Origin of the sequence: Chitinophaga sp. YIM B06452 (assembly GCF_039655965.1) — a bacterium.
In the GTDB taxonomy this organism is placed as follows: domain Bacteria; phylum Bacteroidota; class Bacteroidia; order Chitinophagales; family Chitinophagaceae; genus Chitinophaga.
In genome coordinates this window covers 1,159,790-1,180,325 of the sequence record NZ_JAWLKY010000001.1, presented here as the reverse complement: position 1 = coordinate 1,180,325, position 20,536 = coordinate 1,159,790, and the positions used below count along the sequence as shown (strand labels likewise).

Annotated in this window: 14 protein-coding genes; 5 read left to right on the top strand and 9 right to left on the bottom strand. The window is 53.6% G+C overall.

What is annotated here, in order from left to right:
• Positions 1-3 precede the first annotated feature (3 nt).
• The 3 genes from R3I13_RS04465 to R3I13_RS04455 form a co-directional block, all read right to left on the bottom strand.
• Complete coding sequence (locus R3I13_RS04465) at positions 4-3,393, bottom strand: TonB-dependent receptor (RefSeq protein ID WP_346316722.1); 3,390 nt, start codon at positions 3,391-3,393, stop codon at positions 4-6.
• Positions 3,394-3,680: 287 nt separating this feature from the next.
• Entirely contained in the window at positions 3,681-4,847 is a 1,167-nt protein-coding gene (locus R3I13_RS04460; RefSeq protein ID WP_346316721.1) for a FecR domain-containing protein, read from the bottom strand.
• A gap of 61 nt (positions 4,848-4,908) precedes the next feature.
• A complete protein-coding gene (locus R3I13_RS04455) occupies positions 4,909-5,511 on the bottom strand; it encodes a sigma-70 family RNA polymerase sigma factor (protein ID WP_346316720.1) in 603 nt (200 codons plus the stop codon).
• A gap of 317 nt (positions 5,512-5,828) precedes the next feature.
• Between R3I13_RS04455 and R3I13_RS04450 the strand changes: the two genes are divergently transcribed.
• Positions 5,829-8,180: a TonB-dependent receptor gene (locus tag R3I13_RS04450; RefSeq protein WP_346316719.1), complete on the top strand. Its 2,352-nt coding sequence runs from the start codon at positions 5,829-5,831 to the stop codon at positions 8,178-8,180.
• Between the two features lie 66 nt (positions 8,181-8,246).
• Positions 8,247-9,395, top strand: coding sequence for a PepSY-associated TM helix domain-containing protein (locus R3I13_RS04445; protein WP_346316718.1), 1,149 nt, complete (start codon positions 8,247-8,249; stop codon positions 9,393-9,395).
• A gap of 183 nt (positions 9,396-9,578) precedes the next feature.
• Here the strand turns inward: R3I13_RS04445 and thiL are convergent, their stop codons facing one another.
• Both thiL and R3I13_RS04435 read right to left on the bottom strand, forming a co-directional pair.
• The gene (thiL, locus tag R3I13_RS04440; RefSeq protein ID WP_346316717.1) at positions 9,579-10,607 is read right to left on the bottom strand and encodes a thiamine-phosphate kinase; all 1,029 of its coding nucleotides are present in this window, start codon (positions 10,605-10,607) and stop codon (positions 9,579-9,581) included.
• A gap of 6 nt (positions 10,608-10,613) precedes the next feature.
• Positions 10,614-11,384: an inositol monophosphatase family protein gene (locus tag R3I13_RS04435; protein ID WP_346316716.1), complete on the bottom strand. Its 771-nt coding sequence runs from the start codon at positions 11,382-11,384 to the stop codon at positions 10,614-10,616.
• Positions 11,385-11,472: 88 nt separating this feature from the next.
• Between R3I13_RS04435 and R3I13_RS04430 the strand changes: the two genes are divergently transcribed.
• Both R3I13_RS04430 and R3I13_RS04425 read left to right on the top strand, forming a co-directional pair.
• On the top strand, positions 11,473-13,014 hold the full coding sequence (locus R3I13_RS04430; RefSeq protein ID WP_346316715.1) for a GH3 auxin-responsive promoter family protein: 1,542 nt from the start codon (positions 11,473-11,475) through the stop codon (positions 13,012-13,014).
• A 15-nt stretch (positions 13,015-13,029) separates the two neighbouring features.
• A complete protein-coding gene (locus tag R3I13_RS04425) occupies positions 13,030-13,668 on the top strand; it encodes a LysE family transporter (protein ID WP_346316714.1) in 639 nt (212 codons plus the stop codon).
• A 458-nt stretch (positions 13,669-14,126) separates the two neighbouring features.
• Here the strand turns inward: R3I13_RS04425 and R3I13_RS04420 are convergent, their stop codons facing one another.
• The 4 genes from R3I13_RS04420 to R3I13_RS04405 all read right to left on the bottom strand — a co-directional run bounded on the left by R3I13_RS04420 (position 14,127) and on the right by R3I13_RS04405 (position 19,620).
• On the bottom strand, positions 14,127-15,164 hold the full coding sequence (locus tag R3I13_RS04420; RefSeq protein ID WP_346316713.1) for a 2-oxoacid:ferredoxin oxidoreductase subunit beta: 1,038 nt from the start codon (positions 15,162-15,164) through the stop codon (positions 14,127-14,129).
• A gap of 29 nt (positions 15,165-15,193) precedes the next feature.
• Positions 15,194-15,538, bottom strand: coding sequence for a carboxymuconolactone decarboxylase family protein (locus R3I13_RS04415; RefSeq protein WP_346316712.1), 345 nt, complete (start codon positions 15,536-15,538; stop codon positions 15,194-15,196).
• Positions 15,539-15,974: 436 nt separating this feature from the next.
• Positions 15,975-17,741, bottom strand: coding sequence for an N-acetylmuramoyl-L-alanine amidase (locus tag R3I13_RS04410; RefSeq protein WP_346316711.1), 1,767 nt, complete (start codon positions 17,739-17,741; stop codon positions 15,975-15,977).
• Positions 17,742-17,826: 85 nt separating this feature from the next.
• A complete protein-coding gene (locus tag R3I13_RS04405) occupies positions 17,827-19,620 on the bottom strand; it encodes an acyl-CoA dehydrogenase family protein (protein ID WP_346316710.1) in 1,794 nt (597 codons plus the stop codon).
• A gap of 108 nt (positions 19,621-19,728) precedes the next feature.
• On the opposite strand from R3I13_RS04405, the gene R3I13_RS04400 reads away from it, so the two are divergent.
• On the top strand, positions 19,729-20,532 hold the full coding sequence (locus tag R3I13_RS04400; RefSeq protein WP_346316709.1) for an alpha/beta hydrolase: 804 nt from the start codon (positions 19,729-19,731) through the stop codon (positions 20,530-20,532).
• The last annotated feature ends 4 nt before the right edge of the window (positions 20,533-20,536 follow it).

Here is a 20,536-nt window from a genome sequence, read left to right as displayed (position 1 = left end):
TCGTTAAAATTTAACATCTAAACCAACCGAATAAACTTTGTTGAAGGGATAGGTTCCTTCATTGCGGAAACCGTCTTCCGGATCAAAATTGCCGCCCAGCGTGCCTTTGGAAAAGGTGATCAGGTCCTGGCCGCTGAAATAGACGCGGGCTGATTTGAGCCGCAGCCTCTCCACCGCGGAGGAAGGAAGGTCGTAGCCAAGGGTGATGACCTTGAAACGCAGGTACGACACGTTTTGCATGGTGAGCGAGGAAGTGCGGTAGTTGTAGCCGCGTATGCCGTCGTATCCTACAGAGCCGGGGAGATAGCGCGGGAATGGCGCATCCGGCCGGTTTGGCGTCCAGGTTTTGCCGTAGTAATACGTCAATGAAGGCCAGAAGAAAGTGTTTGGCGTAGCGATGGCTCCCTCGTACCGGATGTTGCGTTTGCCTACGCCTTGCAGGAACAGCCCGAGGTTGAACTGTTTGAAGGAAAGATTGATGTTGGAAGAATAAGTATAACGCGGAAGAAGATTTCCCAGGTACACCATGTCGCCGCCCAGGCCTTTGGATTTGTCGCCGAAAGCGGTGAGCACGCCGTCGCCGTCCACGTCTTTGAACATCACGTCGCCGATGCCGATGTTGGATGGAATGCCCTGCAGTTCCTGTTTGTATTTCTGAAGCTGGTCCTGTGTTTTGATAATGCCGTCATACACGTACCCGAAATAGGAATAGATGGAATAGCCCTGCCGCACGAAGTTCAGGCCTTCCTGGTAGCTGTCGCTGTTCTTCAGTTCAACGAGGCGGTTGCGGCTGTCGCTGAGCTGTACGGCTACGCTGTAATTCAGCTTGCCGATCCTGTCTTTCCATGTCACTGTCGTTTCAAAACCTTTGGTGTTCAGCTTTCCCTGGTTAGAGGATGGCGGCGTGCCGCCGAAAGTGGCGGGCACGGCGATGGACACCAGCATGTCGTTGTTGATCTTGTTAAAGTAATCGAACGAGAACGTGAGGCGGGAACGGAGGAATTGTGCATCGATGCCAACGTTGCGGTTCTCGATGGTTTCCCAGGTCCGGTCTTCGGAAGCAGGGTTGGCAACGGCGCCGGGAAGGCCTGCATTGGGAGAGCCAAGCGGGTATATGCCCCCGATGTTGACGAGTGGAATATAGTCGTACAGGCCGAGCCCGCTTATGTCCTGGTTGCCCATCTTGCCCCAGGAAGCGCGCAGTTTCAATTGATCGAATATCCCCAGGCGTTTGATGAAGTTTTCTTCGGAAATATTGTAAGCCAGCGCAGCGGACGGAAACACTGCGCTCCAGCGGCGGGATGGCGCGAATTTGGAGCTGCCGTCCGCACGCGCGGTAACATCGAGGATGAGCTTGTTGCGGAACGAATAGCTGATGCGGCCGAAATAGGAATGCAGCGCCTGGTCGCGCAGGAGCCCGGTGAAATTTGCAAAAGCAGGATTGGTGCGGTCTGCCAGGTTCAGCGTGAAGATGTCATTGCTGGGAAAATTATAACCTGTCGTGGTCTGGCCTTCGTTGTTCGTTTGCTCCAGCGATGTGCCCGCCGTAACGTTGATGTGATGGTCTTCGCCGAATTGTTTGGAATAGTCCGCATAAAGCTGGTACAGCTTATACAATGTTTTCTGGTTTTGATAGGCCGCATTGTTCGGCGTGTTGCGGATATCCTGCACGTTGCCGGCGTAATTGTAACGTGTAAACGTTCGCGTGATCGTTTCCCTGTTCAGGTAATCGAGCCGGAAAGCGGCCTGCCCTGTGAGTTTCAGGCCGGGCAGCAGGTTGTAGTCCAGCTTGAGGTTGGTATTGAAACGGGAGAATCCTGTTTTGTGCTGACCGCCTTCTGTGAGGGATTGAGCCGGGTTCTCGTATCCCTGGTAGCCGTAGAACTGGCCCTGGGGGTTGAATACGGGCTGGTACGGGAACTGGCGGGTCACGTTCGTGAGCGCGTTACCCAGCATTGTGGGTTCTTTGGTGACCGTATTCTCGAAACTGCTGCGCGTTTCAATGCTTAGTTTTTTCGATAGGCGGAAATCGTAGTTCAGCCGGATGTTGTAGCGGTCAGAGAAATTTTTACCATAACGCAGGGTGCCATCGTCGTGATTGTAACCGAGAGACAGGAGGTAATTGCTGCTCTCGCCGCCGCCTGATACCGCGATGTTGTGCAGTTGCTGGAAGGCTTTTTTGTATACCACATCGTTCCAGTTGGTATAACCGTAAAAGCCCGGGTAACTGGTGATGCCGTAGTTCCAGCCTTTGTCCGGGTCGGGCGGCGCGTTGTTCTTTATCTTGTCGAACACTTCCTGCGGGAATCCCTGTATGCCGGCGTTTCTCAGGCCTTCGTCCATAAATTCCGCGAACTGCAGCGTGTTCTGTATTTTCCGAAGATAGGCAGGCGTTTTCAAGCCCACGTTTGCCGTGTAATTAACGATAGGCGGACCTTTCACGCCGCGCTTGGTTGTTACGATGATCACCCCGTCAGCGGCGCGCGCACCGTAAATGGCCGCGGCGGCGTCTTTCAGCACGGATATCTGCAGGATGTCGCTGGGGTTGAGCGTGCCCAGTTCCCCGGGAATGCCGTCTATCAGCACAAGGGGCTGGTTGCCGTTGATGGATGAATAACCGCGTACCTGCAGTGTATATCCCTGGTTGCCGGGTTGCCCGCTTGCCCTCGTGATGGTCATGCCGGGCACGGCGCCCTGCAGTGCATCGAAGGAGTTGTTGAGCGGGCGGCTTTCAAACACCTCGCCTTTCACCGTGGAAATAGCGCCGGTGATAGCGCCTTTCGTTCTTGTGCCGTAACCCACTACTACCATCTCTCCCAGCTTCGATTCCGAGGTTTCCAGCACAATGTTCAGCGGTTTTCCGGCGTCTGCCGCGGTGAGCGTATATTCCCGCGTGGTGTACCCGATGTAGGAGATCACCAGCACGTCGCCTGGTTTGGCGTCGATGGTAAAGGAACCGTTGGCGTCCGTCATGGCGGTCACATTGCCGCCCTTTATGGAAATAGATGCGCCGGGCAGCAGCGGCCCGTCAGCGCCTCCCCTAACAATGCCGGACAGCGGCGGTTTTGGGAGGTACCGCTCCAGCGGGAATGTGCGCGCTGGTTTTTCAACCAGTATGATGGTCTTGTCGCGGATAATGAATTCTATCTGCTGATCTTTCTGAACGATAGCGAGGAACTCTTCCAGCGGCATGCGCCGCGCGTTCAGCGTAACCGGCCTGGCGGCGGCCAATATGTCCCGGTTGCCGAAAACCACGTAGCCGGTCTGTTTTTCAACCGCTTCGAGAACCTTCAGCATAGGCAGGTCGCGGCCGGAAACAGACACGTATTGCGCATAGGTCATGGCCTGTACCTGCATGAAAGCGGCGGTGAGCAATACTACCAGTAACTTCATAATAGCGATTTTGGTTAAATGGCGGCGCAGATGCCGGGCCGGTTTCGCTCGTTCATTCCGGTGCCCGGTCGCGGAGGGGCATGGCAATGCCGCGCCCATTCCAATTGCAGTTTTTTGCATAAATTGCGATCGATTGGTGGTTAGTTAAAAGTGATTCGAAGTTTCTTTTCGGCCACAGATCATTCGCCGGAAGTGTCCCCACACGTCCGGCTTTCTTTTAGGCCTGTCAATTTTGGTTGCGTCAGCGTTGTTTCTTTTTCATATTGTGGTGGTTTGGATTTATCATATCATGGAAGCACGACCAGCTTTCTTCCCTCGATGCGGAAATGTACTTTTGATCTTTCAAGGATCATCAGCAGGTCGTTTAAAGTGATATTCCTGGTCATTTTGCCGAAGAAGCGGATATCGCGCACATTTTTTTCATACACCACATCAATGTCGTACCAGCGTTCAAGCTGGTTCATCACTTCCTTCAATCCCGCATTGCTGAAATCGAAGAGCCCGTTTTTCCAGGCGATCACCTTACCTGTTTCGACATCATTGTGTACAGACAGTTTGCCCGTTTGAAGGTTCAGCTGCGATTGCTGCCCAGGCCGCAGTGTTACGGTTTCTCCCGCTTCAAACCGCACGCTTCCTTCAAGCAGCGTGGTGGCAATGTTTGGCTCGTTGCTGTAGGCGTTTACGTTGAAATGCGTACCGGTCACGTGGATGCTTGCCTGTTCGTTTACCCGCACGCTGAATGGCATGGCCGCATTTTTCGCTACTTCAAAATACGCCTCCCCCCGGAGGTTCACGACCCTTTCTTTCCCGTTGAAAACAGTAGGGTAACGGATGGAGCTGCCGGCATTTAGCCATACCATGGTGCCGTCGGGCAACTGGATGCGGAACTGCCTGCCTTTGGGCGTGGAAAGGGTGTTGTATGCGGGCGCGTCTGTGGTTTCGCCGGTAGTGCGGTAAGCAACCTGGTCGTTCGTTACCATCACATCCGCGCCGTTCTGGCTGGCCACCTTGCCCCCGGCACTGTCCAGCACAATGTCTGTACCGTCCGCCAAAGTGAGCACGGCGCCATACGAGCCCGGTTGAATAACGGGCGCCTTCTGAACGGGAGCCGTTGCCACCGGCTGCGGGCTTTCCTGCTTTTTTGTGAGCAGGGTCAGCGCCGTTGCGGATACGGCCAGCAAAATACATGCTGCCGCGGCACTCTTCCACAAACGGGCCCTGCGCAGGGAATGAATATGTTTGCTTTGCAGCAATACCCGGTCGGCCAGGTGTTCATAAGGAGCCAGGTCGGTCCCTTCTTCCGGGCGCTGCGCGATTATTTCTGCCAATGATTCTTCCAGCGCCTGATCGCCGCCGGATGCGGCTACGAGATCTGCAAGCTCCTTTAATTCTTCAGGAGAAGCCGTGTTCCGGTGGTACTTTTCGATCAGCCATTTCAGTCGGGATGTATCCATATACTATAATAGACCCTGGAAAAAACGATCAGGCCCCTATAGGCATAAAAATTTTTTTCGCTTAGCGGTGAAACATGGAGATGAAGAGGATAAGGGCCGTAAGGGATTTCCCGGCTTCCAGCAGGCGCTGGCGGATGGATTGAAGGGCCACGATCAGCGTCTTCTTGACATATTTGGACGTGAGACCCAGGTGTGTGGCTATTTCGGGGATCTTGAGCCCGCGTTCGCGGCTCAAGGTATAAATTTCCCTTTGACGGGGGGAGAGGGAGGTGACGGCTTTGTAGATAAGTTGCTGCGTTTCACGCATGGCATACGTACGTTCCGCATTGTTGTGGGAACAGCTCAGTTCGCTTTCCTGCAATGTTTCGATAGGCAGGTACTGCAACCCGTTCTTGCGCAGGTAACGGAAACATTCATTGGAGTAAATGCGGAAGATCCAGGCGCGGGGGTGACGTACATCGCGCAGCTTTTCCCGGTTCATCCACACTCTCAGCAAACATTCCTGGATCACCTCAGACACGGCTTCCTTCGACCGCAGTATTTTGATGCCCGTACCCGCAAGGTGAGGCAGCAGCAGCCGGTATAAATGTTTGAACGCAAGCCCGTCGCCATTGGCGACCAGCGCAACCAGCGCTTGCTCATTCATTTCGTGGTACTGCGGCATTGCTTTTGTTCTGGTCCAAATATAAAGAAAACGAAGCCGGAATGTACAATTTTAATCGCTCCAAACCTTTGCAGGATGGGGCAGGACGGTTGTCTCGCATCTTCTTTTTAACTTCGCTTTAGGCAATATCCTGCTTTAGTTTTCAAGGGCCCGAATTTATCACTCATCTCTTCCCATAATTCCATTTTTCCCGATTGCATAAATCAAATTCCGGATTTGATTCACTGACCCCGGCCTGCCCCGCTACCTTTGCGGAGCAATATCCTGCTCGTCCATTGTGACATTCCCGCTATTCTCCTAAACCTTAAAAACTGACCATGAGAGTGATTGCATTGGCAATGGCATGCCTGTTCCTCGTACTGCTGAATACAGCGGCCAACGCTCAAAATCCCGCAAACGGCACTATCAAAGGCCGCGTGACCGCGGAAGACGGCACACTGGTTCCCGGTGTGGGCGTTCGTTTGAAAGATTCCCGCAAACAGACCATTACCCACGAAAACGGCACATACACACTCCGCAATATCGCTCCCGGAACTTATACCGTAGAGGCCTTTGTGGCCGGGCATGATGTGATCAGCCGCTCCGTGACCGTAACCGCCGGGCAAACAGCGGAAGCAGATTTCCAGCTCAGCGCTTCCAAACAAACCCTGCAGGAAGTGATCGTAGCCGGCGGGCGCAATAAATTTGCGAAAAAAGAAACGGATTACGTGGCGCGCATGCCGCTGAAGAACCTGGAAAACCCTCAGGTGTACAGCATTGTAGGCTCCGAGCTGATGCAGGAGCAGGTGATCCTGGATTATAAGGATGCAATCAAGAACGTAGCCGGTGTGAACTCTACCGAAACGGTGAGCAACGGCCGCACTTCTACTATCATCCGCGGTTTCCGCACGCAGAACTACATCCGCAACGGCATGATGGCCAACCAGCTGGTAACGGTAGACATCTCCAACCTGGAAAGGATCGAAGTGATCAAAGGCCCTTCCGGCACGCTGTTTGGCACCGGCGCCGTATCTTACGGCGGGCTGGTGAACCGTGTGACCAAGAAGCCCCTGGAAATTTTCAAAACAGACATCAGCCTGACTGCAGGCAGCTATAACCTGAACCGCATCACCGTAGACCTGAATGCGCCGCTGAATGATGAAAAAACAGCCCTGCTGCGCGTGAACTTCGGCAGGCATGCTGTGGAAAGCTTCCAGGAAGCGGGTTTCAAAAGAAATTATTTCCTGTCTGCAGCCTTCTCCTACAAAGCCAGCGAGCGCCTGAGCTTCCTGGTAGACCTGGAGATGTTCCGTAATCATGGCACGCCTTCCATCGCTTACCTCAATCCCGCCGCCGGCGTGACTGATTACAAAGAAGCCATGGGCAAGTATTTCAAACGCACATATTACACGAATGACCTGGTGTCCACTTTCCCGGGCTACAACGTGTTCGCGCAGATGAACTACAAGATCAGCAACAACTGGAACACCACCACCGTATTCTCCACCGGCGGCGTGAACGCCCGCAACCAGTACCAGTTCACCGGTACCTGGCGCCCCGGCGGCGTAGACAGCATTACGCGGACGCTCCAGAAATACAGCCACAACTACAATACCATCCAGTTCCAGCAGAACCTGAACGGCGAGTTCCACACCGGTTCTGTTAAACACCGTGTGCTGGTAGGCGTGGATTACCTGGCAGACATCACGCAACCCACCTATACTTCCCGCTTCGTGCTCGATACCGTGAGCGCATCCGCGCCCACCCGCTTCCTGATGATGGAAAAGATCTATCCCCTGTTTCCCTCACCCACCGCGGGCGCCAGCAACTACTATAAAAGTCACCTGGACCGTTATGGCGTCTATGCATCAGACGTGATCAATTTTACAGAGCGCCTGCTGCTGATGCTGAGCGTACGCTGGGACAGGGTGGACAACCTGGGCACGACCAACCTGCTGAATGGCAATGTGACCGGCCGTTACAGCAAGTCTTCCTTCTCTCCAAAGTTCGGCGCGGTATACCAGGTGATCAAAGACCAACTGTCTGTATTCGCCAATTACCAGAACGGTTTTAGCTACAGCGCGCAGACAGACAAACAGGGCAACCTCTTCAAACCGGAACAGGCCAACCAATGGGAAGGCGGTGTGAAAGCGGACCTGCTCCACAACAAGCTGGAAGTTACGCTTAGCGCTTACGACATCAGCGTAACGGACAAGCTGCGCTCAAACCCGGAAGACCCTGCGTTCATGATACAGGATGGAACGCAAAAAAGCAAAGGGTTTGAGGCCGAAGTGACCGCCAATCCTTTCCCCGGCTTCAATATCACCGCAGGTTACGGGTTCAACGAAAGCGAGATCACCAAAGCCGCTGCCAACGTAGGCAAGCGCCCGGCGCGCTCCGGCGGCAAACATATGGCCAACACCTGGATCAGTTACCGCTTGATGAGAGGAAAGCTGCAGGGGCTGGGCATTGGCGCCGGTGCGTTCTACAACAGCGAAACTGTTTTTGATGACGCCAATACATTGTTCTTCCCGTCTTATGCGCTGGTGAACGGCACCGTATTCTACGACCGGCCGGGTTACCGCATCGGCGTGAAGCTGGATAATATTTCGAATACCATGTACTGGGGGCCGTGGGGCGAGCCGCAGCCGCCACGCAATTATGCGGTGAACCTCGTCATCAAATTATAGGCTCTCCGATCATTTGTACTTCCATGAAAGCACGGTCCGCTGTGCTTTCATTTTATATTTTAAAACATGCGCATTAAAAAGATTTTCGGCTGGTTGCATCTTTGGCTGGGATATGTTTCCGGGCTCATCGTATTCGTCATCTCCATTACGGGGGCCATCTACGCCTGGGAGCCGGAACTGTCTGAATACACGCAGCCTTACCGTCATGTAACGCCGCAGGACCGGCCTTTCCTTCCGGTGACTGCCATACGCGCGGCCGGCGAAGCCACCAGGGGTGGCGAAAAGGCGTTCCGCATCCTGTTTGAAGGAAGGGATAAAGCGGCTGTGGTGCAGTTCTATCAAAAGAAACCGTACCACTACTACAACGTATACGTGAATCCCTACACGGCCCAGGTGCAGAAGGTGCTCAACCGCGACGATGAATTCTTTCATTTTATCCTGAACGGGCATATGCACCTGTGGCTGCCGCGCGAGATCGGCGAAACGGTGGTTGCATACGGTACGCTGATCTTCTTTTTTGTGCTGGTAACCGGCATTGTGCTGTGGTGGCCGCGCAACAAAGCCCGCCGGAAAAGCAGCTTCCGCATCAAGCTGGATGCTTCGCCGAAAAGGCTGAACTACGACCTGCATAATGTGCTCGGCTTTTACGCCTGCTGGATCGTAGTGTTCGCCGCATTCACGGGACTGGTATGGAGTTTCACCTGGATGGCGCAGGCAGAGTTCTGGGTATTCAGCGGCGGAAAGAAAAGGCCGGGTGCAGTGCCGGTAAAGTCAGACAAACATGCGCCGGTGAAAGACAGTACCAGCATCAACAGGGTATTTGAAGCCTTCACAGCGCGTTACCCGAAGGCCGAAGGCTATAGTCTGTCATTGCCTGCGAACGATTCCGCCGCCATCACTGCCAGGGCTTATCCCAGCAGGAACCAGTTCTATAATGCAGATTATTTGTATTTCGATCAGCATACAGGGAAGGAGATCGCCACGCCTTACCTTGGCAAATACAAAGACGCCACGGTGGCGGAAAAAGCCGTGCGCATGAATTTCGACATCCATGTAGGCAGCATCGCCGGGCTTCCCGGGCGGCTCCTGATGTTCTTTGCCTCATTAATAGTTGCTTCATTGCCCATCACCGGCTGGCTGATTTGGTGGGGAAAAAAGAAAAAGAAAAAACCGGCGCCCAGGCGGGTTATAAAGAAGGAGGATGCATTGGTGTAATGTTGTCCTGCAAAGCCCGTCATTGCGAGGAGCTGTGGGTGGACTTTGTGCAGGAGCCGCGACGAAGCAATCCCCTCCATAGCAAGGAGTACGCCAATTCAATGAGAGAGATTGCTTCGTCGCGCCCCCGCTTTGGCTCTGCGGCTTCTCGCAATGACGGCTTTTTTACACAATGATGGCCTTCTATTTAAACGCATTCCATCCCTGCGCGGTGATCTTATGTTTGTTGCCGCCTTTGGTAATGATGTGCGCGCCCTGCTCTGCTTCAGTAATATAACCGATCACGGCGATCTCTTCGTTCAGCGTGATCTTGTCGTAATCTTCCTGTTTCATAGTGAACAGCAGCTCATAATCTTCCCCACCGCTGAGTGCGCAGGCCGTGGGGTCCAGGCCGAATTGCATGGCCATGCTGCGGCTCTGGTCGTGGATCGGGATCTTTTCTTCGTACAGTACGCAGCCTACATTGCTTTGTTTGCAGATGTGCAATATCTCGGAGCTGAGACCGTCGCTCACATCCATCATGGAAGTGGGGCGGATCTCCTTTTCGGCGAGGAAGGCGATGATGTCCTGCCGGGCCTCCGGTTTCAGCTGGCGGCCGATGATATAAGTTTGGTTTTCGAGATCGGGCTGCACCTGAGGGTTTTCCAGGAAGATCTGTTTTTCCCTTTCCAGCAGCGTGAGGCCGAGGTAAGCGGCTCCAAGATCGCCGGAAACGCAAAGCAGGTCGCCTTTTTGGGCGGTGGAGCGTTTCACGAACTGGTCCGGCGCTACCTCACCGATGGCGGTGACGCTGATCACGAAACCTTTTTTGCTGGACGAAGTGTCGCCGCCGATGAGGTCCACTTTATACCGTTCGCAGGCGGCATATACGCCTTCGTAGAATTCGTTGAGGGCTTCCAGGGAAAAGCGGTTGGAAAATGCCAGGCTCATGGTGATATGCGTGGGCACGGCATTCATGGCGTAGATGTCTGACAGGTTCACCACCACCGATTTATACCCGAGGTGCTTGAGCGGGGTATACATCAGGTCGAAGTGGATGCCTTCCACGAGCATGTCTGTGGTGATCACCGTTTGTTTGCCGAAATGGTCTATCACGGCGGCATCGTCTCCTACGCCCAGGATGGTACCTGCGTTCTGGATCTCTATATTGCGGGTCAGGTAATCGATCAGGCCGAATTCCCCGAGGTTCTCTATTTCTGTTCTCTCTTCCATGTGCGGTTAAATACTGTTGATCTCTTTCAGCAGATCATGATGAATATGGCCGTTGGTGGCCAATATCTGTTTCTGGTAGGGTGAATAGGCATTGCCGGAAAAATCCGTCACTTTGCCGCCCGCTTCCTGTACAATAAGGTACCCGGCGGCGGAATCCCAGGCGTTGAGGTGGCCTTCCCAGAACCCGTCGAACCGGCCGCAGGCTACCCAGCAGAGGTCTATGGCGGCGGAGCCGAGGCGGCGCACCGGCAGGCCCTGTTTGATAAAACGCTGGAGCACAGCCAGCGGATTTGCCGTTGCCTGGTCGTACTGGTAAGCGAAGCCGGTCACCAGGCAGGCATTCGCCATATTGGTTTTGGAGGAAACGCTGATCCTCCGGTCGTTCAACGTAGCGCCGAAGCCTTTCTGGGCAAAGAACAACTCGTTCATCAGGGGATTGTACACCGCCCCGAGGATCATCTCGCCGTCCTGCTCCACCCCGATGCTTACGCAGCAGATGGGGATGCCATGGGCGAAGTTCACCGTACCGTCTATCGGGTCTATGATCCATTTGATGGAAGAGCCGGAAGTGATGGCGCCGATCTCCTCGCTGAGTATCTGGTGGTCCGGGTAATCGGCCTGTATAGCCTGTATGATGGCGGTTTCCGCTTTTTTGTCGGCTTCCGTTACCAGGTCGTTTACCGTACTTTTATGGGAAATTGTGAAAGTACCGTTAAAATATTCCTGTAAAACTTTTGCACCGGCTTGCGTAGCTTTGAGTAACGTTGTTTTTAACATGGCGCAAAGGTACGAAGTGGGCGCAACTCTTCCCCGGATTTACGCACGAATTAAGTATTTTTGCTTTTTATAACTAGAATCGCAGTTAATGGCCATAATAGGTAATCTGATATCCAGATCCCTTCGAATTCGGAAGCAGTTCACGTTTAAGCTGGGAACGCCGCGCCAGTACCAGTTGCAGGTATTGAGGCGGCTGATGGAAAAAGCCAAGCACACGCAGTTTGGCGAGCATTACGGGTATGAACAGATCCTGAACTCCCCCAACTGGGTTGCCCAGTTCCGGCAGAAGGTGCCTGTGCATAACTACAATAAAATGCATAAGGAATGGTGGTACAAATGCCTGGAAGGCACGCCCAACGTGAGCTGGCCCGAAAAGATCAAGTATTTTGCCCTCAGCTCCGGCACCTCCGAATCCGCCAGCAAGCATATCCCTGTAACAAGAGACATGCTCAGGACCGTGAAAAAGGTGGGCGTGAAGCAGCTGTATTCCATGGCGAACTTCAATGTTCCCCCCAAATCCTTCACCAAAGGCATCCTGATGCTGGGCGGCACCACCTCCCTCTTCGAAAAAGGCGACTACTACGAAGGGGATATGAGCGGCATCCAGGCCAAGAATATTCCCAAATGGTTCCGCCGCTTCTACAAACCCGGCGGCAACATCTCCAAAAAGCCCAACTGGGAGCAGCGCATCAAGCTGATCGTACGCAAGGCCCCGCAGTGGGACGTAGGTACGGTATGCGGCGTGCCCGCCTGGGTGCAGATCGTGCTGGAAGAGATCATCAAATACCACAACGTTAAGGATATCCATGAAATATGGCCCAACCTGGCCATTTACATCCATGGCGGCGTAAGCTTTGAGCCTTACCGGGAAAGTTTCCAGAAACTGCTGGGCAAGCCCATCACTTTTATCGAAACCTATATGGCCTCCGAAGGTTCTTTCGGCTTCCAGGCCAGGCCGGGCGTAAAAGGCATCAAGCTGGTGCTGAATGCGGGTATTTTCTACGAATTCATCCCCTTCAACGAGGAGAATTTTGATGCGGACGGCGAGGTGAAACCCAACCCGAAATCGTACATGATCCACGAAGTGGTGGAAGATGTGGAATACGCCGTGATGCTGAGCACCTGTGCCGGCGCCTGGCGTTACCTGATCGGCGATGTGGTGAAATTCACCTCCGTGAAAGAACACGAGATCACCATCGTGGGCCGCACCAAGCAGTTCCTGAGCCTGGCAGGCGAACACATGAGCATCGATAATATGAACAAGGCGATCGATAATGTGCAGAAGAAGCTGGGTATCACCATCCGCGAGTTTACCGTGGCCGGCTTCGGGTATGAGAACCTGTTTGCCCACCGCTGGTACATCGGCACGGAAGCGCCTAATGTGGATGCAGCCCGCGTGCGCGAGATCATCGACCAGACGCTTAGCGACGTGAACGACGACTATGCCGTGGAACGCACCTCCGCCCTGAAAGAAATTTTTGTCGAAATACTGCCGAACCAGGTTTTCCTGGATTACCTGCGTTGCAAAGGCAAAGAAGGAGCCATGAACAAGTTTCCCCGTGTGCTGAAAGGCGAGAAGCTGAAGGATTGGGAACAATTTCTTACCACCAAAGCAGGCGTAAAAGCCTAACCACGATTTGAATACATGACGGCCGCCATCATCGCAGGTTTATTGCTGGGAATGTTCTTATCTGTATCCGTTGGCCCGGTTATTTTTGCTATCATCAAATATAGCATCAGTAACGGTTTCAGGGCCGGCATCAGCTTTGCCATGGGCGTATCCGCCAGCGATATCATGTTTGTGCTTCTCGGCAACCTCGCCACTTCTTTCATCAGCAATCTCAGCGAACATACCACCATCATCGGTATAGTAGGCGGCATCCTGCTGATCGTGATGGGCGTGTATGGCCTGCTCTTCAAACAGGTAAAGATCGTAACAGGAGACGAGCGGCCCGAAATGTTCAGCACCCGCGACTATGCGAAGATCTGGCTGGGCGGCTTCCTCATGAACACCCTCAACCCCGGCGTGATCATCTTCTGGCTGGGCGTTTGCGTGGCCAACGCGCCTACGTCCATTTCACACCGCGTGATCATGTACAGCATCTGCCTGCTGTTCGTACTAGCTGCAGACATCCTGAAAGTTTTCGTGTCAGACAAGATCAGGCATAAGCTCACGCTCACCAATGTGATCTGGCTGAACAGGATAGCTGGCGTTTGTATGATCATTTTCGGGCTGGCGCTGCTGTACCAGGTATGGTTCGGTGGCGGGGAGTTCGGGCATTAAAGGCTTATAACCAGAACCGTATATTTAATTGCAGGAAAGAGGAGGCAGCAGGCCTTCTCTTTTTGTTTATGAGGCCGTCATTGCGAGGAGCAGCAGCGCCAAAGCGGGGGGCGACGAAGCAATCTCCTTCCTGGTATTGGGGTACCTCAAGGCAACGCAAGAGATTGCTTCGTCGCGCCACTGCACAAATCCCACGCGGCTCCTCGCAATGACGGTCTTTCCGTCAACGGCGGCTTATCTTCTAATGCAGCGGTAATTCCTAAATGATCTTATTTTACCCTTACTTGTCATTACCGGGTTGTTCCCGGGAAACCTATACCTGTAGTGGAGAGAACCCGCAAGAATGCTGGGCATGACGTGGACTTGGTCCGGACTTGATGTGGGGTAAAATAGCATCAACCCAAAAAAAGGCTATTTCGTCAGAAATAGCCTTTTTTTCAACAGTTATTTTATCCGTACTACAGGATAGTCCAGGTTTCGTTGCCTGCCAGCAGCTTGTCCAGGTTGCCGGGGCCGCGTTTGGCGGTGGCTTCCTGCAGCTGTGCTGCCATGATATCGTCGTAGGTAGGCCTGAATATCTGGTAGAATACGCCGAAGGGCCTGGGCAGGTGGCCTTCGATGCGCGCATCGTCGAACATGCGGGTGAGCAGCTGTGCTTTGCCGAAGTCCTGTTCATCGTGTATCCAGAGGTCTGAAGTGCTGTATTCCCCGGTGGTAAGGTCTACCGCTACAGGTTTCAGCCCGTCCAGGCGGATGCCTTTGTTTTTCTGTGCGCCAAACACCAGCGGCTGGCCCTGTTCCACGAAAATGGTCTCGTCTGCCTTGCTGGATTTTTCGGTAAACACTTCGAAAGCACCGTCGTTGAAGATGTTACAGTTCTGGTATATCTCCAGGAAGGAAGCGCCTTTGTGGGCATGGCTGCGTTTCAGCATTTCCTGCAGGTGCTTCGGGTCGCGGTCCATAGACCGGGCGATGAACGTAGCATCCGCACCCAGGGCCAGGGCCATGGGATTAAAAGGATGGTCGATGCTGCCGAAAGGCGTGCTTTTCGTGATCTTGTTCTCCTCGGAGGTCGGGGAGTACTGGCCTTTGGTAAGACCGTAGATCTGGTTGTTGAACAGCATGATGTTCACGTCGAAGTTACGGCGCAGCAGGTGGATGGTATGGTTGCCGCCGATAGACAGCCCGTCGCCGTCGCCCGTAACGATCCACACGCTCAGCTCGGGCCTGGTGGCCTTGAGGCCGGAGGCGATCGCCGTGGCGCGCCCGTGGATCGAGTGCATGCCGTAAGTGTTCATGTAATAAGGGAAACGGGACGAACACCCGATACCGGATACGATCACTATATTTTCGCGCGGGATACCTAAACCCGGCATGATGGTCTGAACCTGTTTTAATATGGAGTAATCCCCGCAACCCGGGCACCAGCGTACTTCCTGGTCCGTTGCAAAGTCCTTGGCCGTTAAGGGCTGCGGAGGGATAGTGGTAGTTGACATTATTGTTATATATCGGTTTAAATGTAAAGTTACGAATTCACAAGCTCTTCCCAATACTCCGCGGCCCTGCGGGTATGAGGTATCACGATGGTGCCGCCTACGATATTGGCTACGGCAAATATCTCGTAGATCTCAGCAGTGGTAATGCCCTGCTCGCGGCACTTGCCCAGGTGGTATTTGATGCAGTCGTCGCAACGCAATACCATGGAGGCTACCAGGCCGAGCATTTCCTTTGTTTTGGTGCTGAGGGCGCCCTCGGCATAGGTGTTGGTATCCAGGTTGAACAGGCGGTTGAGCACCAGGTTCTGCTTGCCCAGTATCACCTCGTTCATCTTCGACCTGTAATCGTCAAATTCTTTCACTAACTGACCCATAATCACGTATTTATCAAGGTATAACGTTAAAGGTACAAAATATACAGCTGTTGCAGCGGGGCAAAGATAGTCATTAATCTACTAAGATGGTAGGATATTGTGCGCGAAGGGAATAGGGTATCTAGACAGGAAAAATACTTAGTTCTAAGTATTGCAGGGCTGAAACAGATGTTTCATTTTTGTGTTATGTACGTAACCCCGGGCCGCAGGGCCGGATGCGACATTAGACAAGAGCAATGAGAGCACAGCGTAACCGCCTGGGCTGCCTCCTCTATTTTGATCATGATAAAGAAAATACAAACCTTCTTTGGGATTGGAGAAAGCTTATTTAACAGCTGGTTTCCCGTTCCATAAAGTCTCGTTCTGGATATGGAAATACCGTGAATAATATTACATCGCGGTCTTCACATGGCTCCCTCTGCGGGAGCCATTTCTTTTACTGCTGCTCCGCCGCGCCGGCATATCCTTCCGCCACAAAATCCTTGATGCCCATCACGATCTTATCCGCCATCTGGTGACGGAAATCTGCGTCCAGGATTTTCATTTCATCTTCAGGATTGCTGAGAAACAGGGTTTCCACGAGCACGTTCGGGTATTCGGTAGGACTGTTCAGTGCAAAATTGAAACTGCCTATATTGCCGAATTCCTTCAAGCCCAGTTCCAGCAGGTGTTTGTAAATGTGCTGGCTCAGCGGCCTGAACCCGATGTGTTTGTAATAAGTGCTGGTGCCTTGTATACGGATGGGATCTGAAGAAGAATTGAGGTGGATGCTCACCAGCAGGTCAGGGTCTTTGTCGCGGTAAGAAACTATGCGGTAGTTGTTGTCTACATAAGAATCATTCACGCGGGTCATCAGCACGCGCGCGCCTTCGGCCTGCAAAGCCTGTTGCAGGGAGGTGGCTACGGCGAGGGCCATTTCTTTTTCATAAACGCCGGTAGGGCCCTGCGCGCCGAGGTTCCGGCCGCCATGGCCGGCATCTACAGCGATGGTAAGATTGCCGAGGCCTGGTTGCGTGGGCGGCCTTTTCACTTTCACGGTGAGCGTGCTGCCGTTGTAATACACCTGGTGGCCCCAGTGCTGCTTATGTTTCAGCTCTATGGTCACGCGCAGGATGTCGTCTTCCACCTGCTCATAATAAGCGTTTTTGATCTCCCGGCTGTTTTCCAGCTGGGTGATCCAGTTGGTATTGGCGGTGGCGCCGAAAATGTCCAGCACAATGCGGGACGGCTCTGTTTGTTGTATGGTGCGGTAAGGCAGTTTCTGCGTGAGGGATACGGTGAGGTAATCGAATTGATCGTCGCCCCAAACGCGCCAGCTGTTGGTGAGAGACGAAGGCGGGAATGTGCCGGGCGCCTGCATCACCACCTGTTCCTGCGGAATGTAGGCGCTGAGGGTCTTGGAAAGTTTCACGCGGTAGTCTGCCCCTACTTTGCCGGTGATGTGCAGGTAAACGGCTGTATCGAGCGAGCCCATGCGTGCACCGCCGAGGCGGTCGTCGCCCAGGCCGTATTTCAGGAAAGGATTGTCGCCGGTGGTTTTACCGACCATCGGTTGTGTTTGCGGATCGGTAAGGGTGAAGGTGTATGGCGTGTTGCGGCGCACTTCCGTGCCTTCGCTTTCCAGTACCACGGGCATGCCACGGCCTGTGATCAGCGGATCGTTGCATTGTACGGTGTAGGTGCCCTGGTATATGCCGGGCATGGTCTGGCTGCCGCTGACTGGCAGCTCCATCAGCCGAAGCTGGCCGCCTACGGTAACGGTGCCGCCGGGTATGGCCTTCACGCGGAAGCGGATGAGGTCGCCGGGCGCTACCAGCAGGTTGCCTTCAGGGAAGGTCTGCACGTAAGCAATATTCACGGAAGAAACGGGTTGCGGCGCCTGCGGAATGTTGTAAGTGAAATACACGGTGCGTTCGATAGAGTCTCCTTCAGGCCCGAGCGATTTGATCACGAATTCATTGCTGCCTTCCTCCAGTTCCACTTCTATCGCGAAAGCGCCGGTGGGATATACTTTTTGCGGTTCATCGTTCACGAACACCTGGCACGATTTGCAGGTGCTGCCTACAAGGTACTGGCGTGTAGCCGTTACCGCGTTACTCTGTTTGCCCGGCTGTGTAAGGCGTAAAAAACTTTTTTCCTGCGCATGTGCCTGCGATACAAACAATGCTGCCAGCAGCAGGCTTCCTCTTAACCTTTGGATCATGACTCTGGTATTTCCTTCTGAAATAAAATAAGGGAACAAGGATTATGCCTCGTTCCCTGCAAAGGTATCTATAAGCGTTAAAAGATCAGAACGTATAGCCGTTATCTGCGATCAGCTTGTCGGCAATGCGGCGGCGCGCTTCTTTGGTGTTGAAGGGTTCCGTTTTGGTGAAACGTTTCAGGCCCAGCAGCATCATGCGCTGCTCGTCTCCTTCGGCAAACCCGTTGATGGCGTCTTTCCCGGATTTGTTCACCCTGTCCGCAGCATCGGTGAGATAAGTGCGCACCATGTCTGCCTGCAGCGCCACGGCGGCTTCGCCCTTCAGTTCGCTGAGCTTGATGATGCGCAGCAGCGCGCTTTCGCTCACGAATGTTTCAATGGCCATATCCGCAATGTTCATGAGGATTTCCTGCTCGGATTCCAGCTTCATCATGAGCTTCTGCGCGGCAGCGCCTGCCACCATGAGGATGGCTTTTTTCATATTGACCACCTGTTTCTTTTCTTTGGCAAAAGCCCCTTCGTCCTCGCTGCCGAAATCGGGGATGCTCATCAGTTCCTTCATCACGTTCATGGCCGGGGTCATGAGATCGATCTTGCCTTTCATGGCGCGCTTCAGCGTCATGTCCAGTGTGAGGAGGCGGTTTATTTCGTTGGTGCCTTCAAAGATGCGGTTGATGCGGCTGTCGCGGTATGCTTTGGAGATCACGTATTCGTCGCTGAAGCCGTTGCCGCCGTGTATCTGCACGCCTTCGTCCACTACGAAGTCCAGCACTTCGGAGCCGTTCACTTTCAACATGGCGCATTCCACGGCATATTCTTCGGCGGCGCCCAGCAGGGCTTCGTTGAAGGCTTTCCCTTCCGCCAGCAGCTCATGTTCCTTCTGGTCTATCAGCTGCGCGGTGCGGTACAGCGCCGATTCGCATGCCCACATACGGATGGCCATTTCGGCGAGCTTATGTTTGATGGCGCCGAAATTGGAAATGGGTTGTTTGAATTGTTCGCGGGTATTGGCGTACCGGATCGTGATATCCATGCTGCCTTTGGCGCCGCCCAGCGCGGCTGCGCAAAGTTTCAGGCGGCCGATGTTGAGGATGTTGAAAGCGATGAGGTGGCCTTTGCCGATCTCGCCCAGTACATTTTCCACGGGCACTTTCGCGTCCAGGAAATAGATCTGGCGGGTGGAAGAGCCTTTGATGCCCATCTTATGCTCTTCAGGGCCGAGCGTGAAGCCGGGCGTGCCTTTGTCTACAATGAACGCGGTGAACTTCTCCCCGTCTATCTTGGCGAATACGGTAAACACATCGGCGAAGCCGGAATTGGTGATCCAGATCTTCTGGCCGTTGAGCAAATAATGTTTACCGTCTGCGGTGAGCTTGGCGGAGGTTTTGGCGCTGAGCGCGTCGGAGCCGGAGTTGGGTTCGGTGAGGGCGTAAGCGCCTTTCATTTCGCCGGAGGCCAGCTTGGGAATATATTTTTGTTTCTGCGCTTCGGTGCCGAAATACAATATGGGAAGCGAGCCGATGCCGGTGTGCGCGGCCATGGCCACGGAAAAGGAATGGCCGGCGCCAAGGGCTTCGTTGATAAGGGTAGCGGTGATAAAATCTTTGCCAAGGCCGCCGAGCTCTTCTGGGAAAGCGGCGCCCAGCAGGCCCTGTTCCCCGGCTTTGTCCAGCAGGGAAGGCATAAGGCCTTCTTCCAGCTTATCCAGGCGATCAATCACCGGCGTTACTTCTTTGGCCACAAATTGCTCGGCCATCTCCCTGATCATAAGCTGCTCTTCTGAAAAATCTTCGGGTATAAAAATCCCGGCGGGTGTAGTCTCTTTCACCAGGAACTCCGCCCCCTTGAGGGCTGCTTTGCTGTTAACCGCGGTATCCATCGTGCATGATTTTTTAGTCTACTCGTAATTTACCGAGTTTATAGCAATTGGCAAATTATGATTCCGGGGCAATAAGTTCTAAATTCGCCATTCGTACTGAAAAACAAAGTGGACTTTAGCCTGACATATCTTAACAGCGAATTTTCCGGCATAGTGACCGGTACGGGCGCCAGCCTGCTGATCTGTTTTCACGGCTTCGGTGAAAGCGGATCGCACTTTCGTGTGATGGAACCTGCGCTGGGCAATATATTTACTATCGTCGCGTTAGATATGCCCTTTCACGGCAAAACAATATGGAACGAGGGCCGGCCGGTCGGGAAGGAAGACCTTGCGGCCCTGGTGGAAAAAATATTGGGAAAGTTCGGCAAACAAACGTTCTCCCTTATGGGTTATAGTATGGGCGGACGGCTGGCTTTGTGCCTGGTGGAAGAAATGGCGGCCCGGATCACGCACCTGGTGATGGCCGCCCCGGACGGATTAAAAAACAACCCGTGGCATCTTTTTGCCACGCAAACCAAAGTGGGTAACCGTATCTTTTCGTACAACACGCATCACCCGGCCCTGTTCTTCCGGCTGCTCACACTATGGCGGCGCTGGGGCCTGCTGAATGAAAGTGTCTATAAGTTTGCGTTTTACAGTATGGACAAAGCGGAGAAACGCCGGCTGGTTTATGATGTATGGACCATTATGCGAAAGCTGATGCCGTCGCGGAAACGCTGCAGGCGCCTGATGGCCCGTTACAACATAGACACGCTGTTAATTTTCGGGCGGTACGACCGTGTGATCCCCCCGGCATTCGGGGAGCGGTTCGCGGACGGCACTTTTCCCTGCAAAATGCTGGTGCTGGACAAAGGCCACCAGCTGTTATCAGAAGAATTAGGATTCATTATCAGAAAAAATATCACTAGCTAGTAAG

Coding starts and splice junctions, on each gene's coding strand:
- R3I13_RS04465 (WP_346316722.1), bottom strand. CDS start 3,393: ATGAAGTTACTGGTAGTATTGCTCACCGCCGCTTTCATGCAGGTACAG.
- R3I13_RS04460 (WP_346316721.1), bottom strand. CDS start 4,847: ATGGATACATCCCGACTGAAATGGCTGATCGAAAAGTACCACCGGAAC.
- R3I13_RS04455 (WP_346316720.1), bottom strand. CDS start 5,511: ATGCCGCAGTACCACGAAATGAATGAGCAAGCGCTGGTTGCGCTGGTC.
- R3I13_RS04450 (WP_346316719.1), top strand. CDS start 5,829: ATGAGAGTGATTGCATTGGCAATGGCATGCCTGTTCCTCGTACTGCTG.
- R3I13_RS04445 (WP_346316718.1), top strand. CDS start 8,247: ATGCGCATTAAAAAGATTTTCGGCTGGTTGCATCTTTGGCTGGGATAT.
- thiL (WP_346316717.1), bottom strand. CDS start 10,607: ATGGAAGAGAGAACAGAAATAGAGAACCTCGGGGAATTCGGCCTGATC.
- R3I13_RS04435 (WP_346316716.1), bottom strand. CDS start 11,384: ATGTTAAAAACAACGTTACTCAAAGCTACGCAAGCCGGTGCAAAAGTT.
- R3I13_RS04430 (WP_346316715.1), top strand. CDS start 11,473: ATGGCCATAATAGGTAATCTGATATCCAGATCCCTTCGAATTCGGAAG.
- R3I13_RS04425 (WP_346316714.1), top strand. CDS start 13,030: ATGACGGCCGCCATCATCGCAGGTTTATTGCTGGGAATGTTCTTATCT.
- R3I13_RS04420 (WP_346316713.1), bottom strand. CDS start 15,164: ATGTCAACTACCACTATCCCTCCGCAGCCCTTAACGGCCAAGGACTTT.
- R3I13_RS04415 (WP_346316712.1), bottom strand. CDS start 15,538: ATGGGTCAGTTAGTGAAAGAATTTGACGATTACAGGTCGAAGATGAAC.
- R3I13_RS04410 (WP_346316711.1), bottom strand. CDS start 17,741: ATGATCCAAAGGTTAAGAGGAAGCCTGCTGCTGGCAGCATTGTTTGTA.
- R3I13_RS04405 (WP_346316710.1), bottom strand. CDS start 19,620: ATGGATACCGCGGTTAACAGCAAAGCAGCCCTCAAGGGGGCGGAGTTC.